The organism is Niastella sp. sgz303648 (assembly GCF_059587045.1).
Map to the genome: position 1 here is coordinate 1 of NZ_JCAPSW010000038.1, position 10268 is coordinate 10268.

Consider the following 10268-nt stretch of genomic DNA (forward strand, 5'->3'; position numbering starts at 1 on the left):
GGCAGCGGCCATCAGCATCGTACGCCGTCAGACTTCGGGCTGACGGGCGAAGTGACTTACCAGGAGCTGGATAAGTTTCTTGAGCAAAAGAAAACAAAAAAAATAACCAGGATCATAGGGTTTTAAAAAATTAATATCAAAACGAATGAGTATTCAGGAATTCAAATCTTTCATTCATTCTCTGAACTTAGATCTGATCGTAGAGGACGGAATGCTTTATCTGGTGTCAACAACTGATGATATCAGCAATGATTATATCGAGACGTTGAGAAGCGATAGTCGTATCGTGGACTATATCAGGGAGAATAAGGAAGCATTGATAGAATCCTTAAATGATCAGGATAAGGGATCGGCCGGGTCTGGTAGCGATGTAACGTCTATTTACAGGTTAAGCCCCTTGCAGGAAGGGATCATGTTCTATAGTTTGTATGATCATCGCATTTCGGCATATGTTGAGCAGGTATGTTATGATATCATAAATGTACAGATCGATAAATTCATTGAAAGCTGCAACTACCTGTTAAAGCATCATAGTATTTTGCGTAGTGCATTCTATTATGATACTTTCGATGTGCCGGTGCAATGTGTATATGCGGAAGCGGATATTCCTGTAACGGTATTGGATTATAGCCGGCTCGATGCAAGCCGGCAGGAAGAAGAAGTGCGTCAGTATTTGTCTGCGGAACGTGCAAAAGGATTTGATCTTGCAAAAGCTCCGTTGATCCGGATTAGTTTGATCCGTCTGAATGCAAATAAATACCGGGTTGTATGGCTGCACCATCACATTATTTTAGATGGATGGTCGGTGGCAATTCTAACGCAGGAGTTGCTGCAACATTATGAGCTGCTCGTATCCAAACTCCCTGTAAAATGGAAAGGAGAAGATAAATACGAGGATTTTATCCATTTTCTGCAAAAGCAAAATAAAAAGGACGCTGAACAGTTTTGGCGGCATTATCTCTCTGAACTTAAAGAAAGTACCCGATTGCCGTTTGCAATGGGATCGATGGACGCAAACAAAGGAATTGGCGATTATAAAGAAACCATATGCAGCCTGGATGAAAGGAAAACAAGGGAGATAACGGCATACTCTCAACGCAATCGTTTTACCGTGAATGTGTTGATGCAGGGCGTATGGGCTTATTTGCTTCACCGGTACACTGGTAACAGTCATGTTGCTTACGGTGTTACGGTATCCGGTCGTCCTGACGAATTGGAAAATGTGGCGCAAAAAGTTGGATTGTATCTGAATACCTTTCCGCTCCTTGCCTCTATCGAAGGAAATGAGCCTGTAATTAGCTGGTTGCTTGCTATTCAGGATTCCCAGGTAATGGCCAGACAGCATCAATATGTTTCTTTAACGGAGATCAGCAGGTTGGCGGATGTCAGGGACGATATTTTTGATAGTTTGCTGGTTTTTGAAAATTATCCTGTTGACAGGGTTGCGCTATCCGGCAACTGGCAATTGAAAGTAGAGAATTTTGAAGTACACACCCAAACAAATTATCCATTAAGCATTTTAATCAATGTAGAGCAGGAAATCAATATACGGTTCAGTTATAATTCATCTTTGATAAATCCTGAGCATGTAGCGCGGATAAGGGAACATTTTGAGCGGATCCTGCTGCAGATCGTGCGGGAGGAGGCGTTGTCGTTGGGAGAACTGAAGCTGCTGGGCGAGAAGGAGCTTGGCGAGCTGTCGGGCTTCAATGCCACGGCGGTGGAGTATGGCATTGCAGGTACGGTGGTAGATCAGTTTGTAGCGCAAGCCGGCCAGTCGCCTGATGCGGTAGCGGTTGTGTATGAAGGAGAGGAAATGAGTTATAAAGAATTGGATCAGCGCACGAACCAGCTGGCGCATTACCTGCGCAGGCAGGGCGTGGGGGCCGGGGTGCTGGTGCCGCTCTGCATAGAGCGGTCGCTGGAAATGATCGTAGGCATACTGGGTATTCTGAAAGCCGGAGGCGCGTATGTACCGCTGGATCCATCGTATCCGGTGGAGCGACTGCGGTATATGCTTGAAGATACGGCAGCGGAAGTGCTGGTGAGCAGCAGCCATCAACAGGAGCTGCTGGCTGAGCTGGTGGAGTCCGGTGCTGATCTGCCGGGTGCACTACACTGTGTGTTGCTGGATGAGCAATGGGCTGAGATCAGCCGTGAGCCGCAGGGCCGCCCGGATGTGGTGGCGGCGCCGGAGGATACCTGTTATGTGATCTACACGTCGGGCTCAACGGGTCGCCCCAAGGGCGTGTTGGTGGAACACGCAGGTTTGTTGAACCGGCTGAACTGGACGCAGCAATATTTTTGTCTGACACCGGAAGATGCGGTGTTGCAGAAAACCACATACAGTTTCGATGTATCGGTGTGGGAGTTGTTATGGCCGTTGCTGAGTGGATCGCGGCTGGTGTTTGCGCGTCCTGGCATGCAGGGCGACAGCGGGTATCTGCGCGCTGTGATCAAATCAGAAGGGATCACGACGCTTCATTTTGTGCCCTCGATGCTCGATGCTTTTCTGCTGGATGGCCAGGGGGAAAGCTTACCGGGCCTTCGGCGGGTGCTCTGTAGCGGAGAGGCGCTGCAGCCCGGTCATGTGTCGGCATTCCGGCGGCAGTATCCGCACGTAAGCTTATACAATTTATACGGACCAACAGAGGCGTCGATCGACGTGACCTGCTGGTCTGCGTTAGATATGAAAGATCCTTCGGTAGTGCCCATCGGCCGTCCGGTGGCCAATACGGGCATCTATATAGGGGATGGGGACATGCGCCTGGTTCCGCTGGGGGTTAGTGGCGAGTTATTGATCGGTGGCGTACAGGTAGCACGGGGTTATCTGAATCAACCGGAACTGACGGCGGAGCGATTTGTTGAGACAGGGGATTGGGGCCGTGTGTACCGTACGGGTGACCGTGCCCGCTGGCTGAAGGATGGGAATATTGAGTATTTGGGTCGTATGGATAATCAGGTAAAGATCCGGGGTTACAGGATCGAGTTAGGCGAGGTGGAAGAGGTGCTTCGCCAGGCACCACAGGTTGAGCAGTGTGTGGTGGTGGTGCGCGAAGATGTGGCTGGTCAGCGCCGGCTGGTAGGGTACGTGGTGAGTGGAGGAGAGCCGGACCGGGATAGTATCATGGACTACATGCGCAGCCGTTTACCGGAGTACATGGTTCCATCGGCACTGGTGGTGCTGGAGCGGTTGCCATTGACGGCCAACGGAAAGGTAGACCGTAAATCGCTGCCGGCGCCGGAGCAGGGAGGAGGCGAAGGTTATGTAGCGCCGCGTAGTGAAGTGGAGCGTCAGCTGGCTCAGATCTGGCAGGAACTGCTGGGTGTAGAGCGTGTAGGCATTCACGATAATTTTTTCGAACTGGGAGGACACTCGCTGCTGGCGATGCGGGTAGTATCATCCGTTCGCCGTGCGTGGCAGACAGAGTTGTTGATCAAAGATCTTTTTTCCTATCCGACAATCGCATTATTGGCGGATTTGGTGCCGAATAAAAATACTACTTCCATCCCTGCCCTGACAGTGCAGGCGCGTCCTGAATATATTCCGTTATCGTTTAGCCAGGAGCGCTTGTGGTTTATCGACCGGTTGAGCGGTAGCATCCAATATCATATACCGACGGTATTGCGGTTGGGGGGTGAGTTCAGGTGGGAGGACCTGCAGGAGGCGTTCCGTCGTTTGCTGGATCGTCATGAAGTGCTGCGGACGGTGATCGCAGAGCAGGATGGACGTCCGTATCAACGGATCCTGCCGTCGTCGGGCTGGCAGTTGAACCGTGTGGAACAAAGCGAAGAGAGCGAAGCGGAAGTGCAGCGCCGGGTGTTGTCGCTGATCAACCGGCCGTTTGATTTGTCTGCAGACTATCCGCTGCGCGTAGAACTGTTACCGCTGGAAGGCGGGGAATCGTTGCTGATCGTAACGCTTCACCATATAGCGTCTGACGGGTGGTCTGCTGCGATCCTGATCGACGAGTTCATATCGCTGTACAATGGGCTCACCGGCGTAGCAGACAAGCAGTTGGGGGCCTTGCCTGTACAATATGCGGATTATTCGATCTGGCAGCGCTCGTACCTGCAGGGCGAAGTATTGGAGGCGAAGGTGGGGTACTGGCGTGATCAGTTGTTGGGTCTGGAGCCTTTGGAGCTTCCGCTTGACCATGCGCGTCCGGCGGTTCAAAGCAGTGAGGGAGCCTCCTGGAGTAAGCAGCTGGATGGAGAACTGCTGAAGGGCTTGCGGTTGCTGGGTCATCAGGAAGGAGCGACCCTGTTCATGACACTGTTGTCGGTATTTAAGATATTGCTGAGCCGCTACAGCGGTCAGCGGGATATCAGTATCGGCACGCCGGTGGCGAATCGTCCGTTGCGTGAAGTAGAGGGATTGATCGGCTTTTTTGTCAATACGCTGGTGCTGCGCACGAAGCTGGAGGAGACGATGGGGTTCAGGGAATTTTTATCAGTTGTAAGACAAACGACGCTGGAGGGCTACGGGCATCAGGATGTGCCGTTTGAGAAAGTGGTAGAGGCGGTTGTGAGAGACCGTGATATGAGCCGCAATCCCTTGTTCGATATACTTTTTTCACTGCAAAACAACGAGCAGGCGAACCTGTCGGGGCGGGTGCTTGGGAGCGTGGAAGTATCGCTGGAGCGTTCTACGCATACGACCTCCCAGTTCGATATGCTGGTGTCTGTAACGGAAAGGCCGGATGGCTTGCAGGTAGACCTGTCTTATAGCACGGACCTGTATGAGGCGGCAACGATCCGCCGGATGCTGGATCACTATGAGCGGCTGTTGCGTTCGGTGGTGCAGAACCCCGACACAGCGGTATGGTCATTGGAGATGCTGTCGGCAGCAGAAGAAGGGATGCTGTCGGGCTTTAATGCCACGGCGGTGGAGTACGGTGTTAATGGAACGGTGGTTGATCTGTTTGAAGCGCAGGTAGCCCGCACGCCGGCTGCGTTGGCGGTGGTTGCCGGGCAGTCGCGGATGAGCTATGGGGAACTGAATGAACGTTCGAACCGGCTGGCGCAGTACCTGCGCAGCCTGGGTGTTGAACGGGAGGTGCTGGTGCCGCTGTGTATCGACCGCTCAGCGGAGATGCTGGTGGGCATGTGGGGTATTTTGAAGGCCGGGGGTGCGTATGTGCCGCTGGATCCGTCGTATCCGGTGGAGCGTTTGCGGTACATGCTGGAAGACACGGGAGCGCAGGTGCTGGTGAGCAGCAGCCGTCAGGCGGATCTGCTGGCCTTGCTGAACGAACCGGGACGTGAGGGTTGCCGCTGTGTGCTGGTGGATGAGCTATGGGATGAGCCGGAGACGGGAGCCTGTGAAAGACCGCAGGGGGGCGCCGGACCTAACGATGTGTGCTATGTGATCTACACGTCGGGCTCAACGGGCCGTCCCAAGGGGGTGCTGATCGAGCATGGCAGTGTGGTGAACTATCTGTTGAATGAGAAGACCCAATATATAGGGCAGCAGGACGGCGGAGGAAGCTATGTGCATTTGCCAATGTCGTTCGATGCATCGGTGACGGCGCTTTTTTTGCCGTTGCTGCGAGGCCGGCCGGTGGTGTTGTCCGGGGCGCAGGGAACGGAATTGTTTGAATCGGAGGAACTGAGTGGGGAGCGTCCGTATTCGTTCATCAAACTAACGCCCTCGCATCTGCCGCTGCTGAAGTCAGCGCTGTCGTCGGGAGGCGTTGCCGGGGTAACGGGCCGGCTGGTATGTGGGGGTGAGGCGCTGGAGTGGCGCGATATAGGCGGGGAGTGGCAGGATGCAGGGGTGAAGGAGGTGATCAATGAATACGGTCCAACGGAGGCAACGGTGGGCTGCAGTACCTATGTGGTCCGGCTGGAAGCAGGAGAACCGGATAGAACGGGCCGTGTACCGATCGGCAGGCCGATCGACAATATGCAGATGTATATACTGGGGCCGGGCGACCGGCAGCAGGCGGTAGGCGTAGGCGGCGAGATCTGCATAGGAGGCCGGGGTCTTGCGCGGGGGTATCTGAATCAGCCGGAGCTGACGGCAGAGCGGTTTGTGCAGACAGGGTCATGGGGCCGTGTGTACCGCAGTGGAGACCGTGGGCGGTGGCTGAGTGATGGGAACATGGAGTATTTAGGGCGGATAGACGATCAGGTAAAGCTACGCGGCTACCGGATCGAGTTAGGCGAGGTGGAAGAGGTGTTGCGTCGTTTGCCGCAGGTTGAGCAGAGTGTGGTGGTGGTGCGCGAGGATGTACCGGGTCAGCGGCGACTGGTGGGGTATGTGGTGATGGATCCGGAGGGGGTATTTAATCAGGAAGCATTATTAAACTATGCACGGGAACGTCTTCCGGAGTACATGGTGCCGGTGGCATTGGTGGAGCTGGAGCGTTTGCCGTTGACGGCCAACGGGAAGGTAGACCGGCGATCATTGCCGGTGCCGCAGGTACGGGGCGAGGGAGTGGATGGTGCTGCGTGCAACGAGGTAGAGGGTCAGCTGGTGGCGATCTGGGAGGAATTGCTGGAAGTGGAAGGCGTGGGAAGAAGGGATGATTTTTTTGCATTGGGGGGCCATTCGCTGCTGGCGGTGCGGCTGGTGTCTGCGATCCGCAGGCAGCTGGGTGTGGAGCTGAGCATCGCAGAGATCTTCGATTATCCGACAGTGGGCTTACAGGCCTTGCAGGTATCGGCCCGCAGACGGGTGGAGACAGCCGGGGTGTTGGAGGCGAAGGTTCGTCCGGAACAGATACCGTTGTCGTTTAGCCAGGAACGGTTGTGGTTTATCGACCGTTTGGAGGGAAGTGTACAATATCATATATCCACGGTGCTTCGATTGAACGGGGAGATACATGCGGAACGGCTGGAGAAGTCCTTCCGCACGATCATCGACCGTCATGAAGTGCTTCGGACGGTGATAAAAGAAGAGGATGGCCGGCCATATCAAAAGATACTGCCGGCAGGGGACTGGCGTATGGAGCGATGGAGCGCAGGAGATCAGCAGGAGCAGGAGGTTCGGGCAATGATAGCAGCGTCGGTGAACCGTCCCTTTGATCTGGGCAGAGATTATCCGGTACGGGTGGAACTGCTGCAGACAGGGGCGCAGGAAAGCCTGCTGGTGGTGACGCTGCATCATATAGCATCTGATGGGTGGTCGACCTCGATCCTGACCAACGAATTTGCAAAGGCATACCAGGCCATCGAGAAGGGTAATCCGGTCGATCTACCGGCCTTGCCAATACAATATGCAGATTATGCGATCTGGCAGCGGGCACATTTACAGGAGTTAGTTTTGGATAAACACAAAGACTATTGGCAACAACAGATTAGCGGTATAAGTCCTTTAGATCTGCCGTCTGATGCTCCACGATCGAATGCATACCATGGTCGTGCGGGCCGGGTGAGTCTGGCGATCGATCTTGTGACTACGCAGGAAATACAGGCCCTGGGACATCAGAAAGGGGCTACGCTGTTCATGACCCTGATGGCTGCTTTCAAGGTATTGCTTTACCGGTACAGCAGCCAGGAAGATATTTCCATAGGTGCGCCTGTCGCCGGAAGGCAATGGCAGGAAACCGAAGGGTTAATAGGGTTCTTTATCAACACGATTGTGCTTAGAAGCAATGTTCAGGGTGACCAGACCTTTACTGCATTTTTAGAGGATGTGCGGCAAACGGTATTGGATGCCTTTGAGCACCAGGCCATGCCTTTTGAAAAGGTTGTAGAGCTGGCAGACATCGAAAGAGACCTCGACCGGAATCCCCTGTTCGACGTAAAGTTTGCATTGCACAATGTGCCGGAAGCCGACACTTTTTCCCTGGGTGAGCAACTGCGGCTGTCCCTGGAAGATTACAACCAGATAACGGCCATTACCGACCTCAGCCTCGATATCCGGGAATCTTCCGATGGCCTGAATATGGAGTTGACCTATAAAGCGGGTATGTTCCGCGAAGAAACGATGCGCAGGATGTTGCATCATTTTGAGAAATTATTGCATTCCATTCTATCGAACCCTTCCGGCAAAATAGGAAGCCTGCCCATGCTCGATGAACCGGAGAAGGAGCTATTGCTCCATGGGTTCAATCATCTCAAAGCCGAACTGCCGGCCGGCAAAACAATCGTAGATCTGTTTGAAATGCAGGCGGCCGCAACGCCTGATGCCGTTGCTGTGGTTTACAATGAAGAGAAGTTAACCTACCGGGAACTTGACAAAGTTTCCAACCAGTTGGCACGGTATCTTCAAACAAGGGGCGTCGGCAAAGGGATGCTGGTGCCGATTTGTGTGGAACGATCCCTGGAAATGATTATTGGCATCCTGGGTATCATGAAGGCAGGCGCCGCTTATGTACCGATCGATGTCGACAGCCCTGCCGACCGGATTCAGAATGTTATTGAAGATATCGGTGCCAATTTGATGGTCATCGCTAAATTATCTTCCACGCCGGTGGATATCGGGGGTGTAACATTCGTAGATCTCAGGACTGAGTTCGACCAGTTCAAAAATGAGTCCGACCGCAAAATAGACACCGGTTTGCAGCCCGAAGAACTGGCGTATGTAATATATACTTCCGGATCGACAGGGAAACCTAAAGGTATCATGGTAGAGCATAGGGGGCTTGTTAACGTTTGTATCGATAATATCAAAGAGTTTTCCATTGGCTCCGGTGACAGCTATTTACAATGCATGGCGCCTTCTTTCGACGGCGCTGTGCTGGATATATTCACTGCATTATTGAGCGGTGCGGCATTGATCCTTGCTCCAAAGGAAGCTTTTTTAGACAGCCAGCGGTTTATCGAAGTTGTCGATAAATCGAAGGTCAGTATTTTCACAATAACGCCCTCTTATCTCCACATCCTCGAAAAAGCACCCTTGCCCGGTGTCAGGACTATTATCTCGGCAGGAGAAGCCGCAATCGCTGAGGATGTATATTTCTACAAGACTTTTAAGAACTTTTACAATGCATATGGTCCTTCAGAAACAACTATCAATGCAACCCTTTATCAATGCTCGCCTGATGAAGACTTCGATTTGCAAGTGCCGATAGGACAGCCGAGGTCTAACAAATTTGTATATATAACAAACGAATATGGGTCACTGTGCCCGGTAGGCGTGCCGGGAGAATTGTGTATAGGAGGTTCCGGCGTTGCCAGGGGATATTTGAATAATCCTGAGTTGACCGTGGAGAAATTTATACCTGATCCTTTCAGTTCATCCGGGAGGATTTATAAAACAGGGGATATTGGTAAATGGCTTCCGAATGGCAATCTGATCTATCTGGGGCGACGGGATGAGCAGGTTAAATTACATGGATACCGTATCGAATTAGGTGAAATAGAACGCGTGCTGATGCAAAGCGAGACCGTTCTCCAGTCGGCGGTTTTATTGCGTGAGGACGAAGCCGGCGTCATGCGTCTGGTAGGTTATGTTGCATGTACCGGAACTTTTGATAAGGATGCTGCCGTCGATTATCTGCAAAGGAAGTTACCGGAGTATATGGTTCCCCGAAAGTGGATCCAGATAAGTCAGTTGCCACAGACGATAAGTGGAAAGATCGATAAAAGGGCTTTGTTGGGCATCGGGCTTCACACGGATTCGAAACCGGATCGCGTACTTCCGGGAAATAATATCGAAAAGGATCTTGCAACTATCTGGCAGGAGGTGTTGGGTATAGAACAGGTAGGCATCCATGATAATTTCTTCGAGCTGGGAGGAGATTCCATCATCACCATTCAGGTGGTGAGCAGGGCGCGCCGCATGGGATACCTGTTTCAGGTCGCAGATATGTTTTCCTATCAAACCATTGCCGACCTGGCAGGATGGATTAAAAACAACACATGTGCCGGAAGGGAATTGGGAGAACAGGGTATGCTGGAAGGGGAATCCGGTCTTCTGCCTATTCAACAATGGTTTTTGCAAACAGATAACGAGTTTGTTTCTCATTATAACCAGGCGCTGCTGCTGAAAATCGACAAGCAAATCAGTTTGTCTGCTTTGGAAGCAGCCTTGCGGGAGGTGGTGAGTCATCACGATGCACTTCGTTTCGGTTATTCAAATCAGTCAGGTGCATGGCGCCAGACTTATGGCAGTGTTCGTGACCGGTATATAGAAGATGCAGACCTGCGTGGGCATGCAGTGGAAGGGCTACCTGAAGCGATCAGCGCGGTGTGTGAACGTACACAGGCAGGTCTGAATATCTATGAAGGGGTGGTGCTGCGGGCGGTATGGATGCGGTTGCCGGAAGCGGCAGACTCGAACCGGCTGCTGATCGTGATCCATCACCTGTCGGTGG

Annotated in this window: 1 protein-coding gene; it reads left to right on the plus strand. The window is 52.6% G+C overall.

The window, feature by feature from the left end; genetic code table 11:
* Positions 1-145 precede the first annotated feature (145 nt).
* On the plus strand, positions 146-10268 hold a 10123-nt coding region (locus tag AC59IL_RS38670; protein ID WP_496557618.1), incomplete at its 3' end, for an amino acid adenylation domain-containing protein.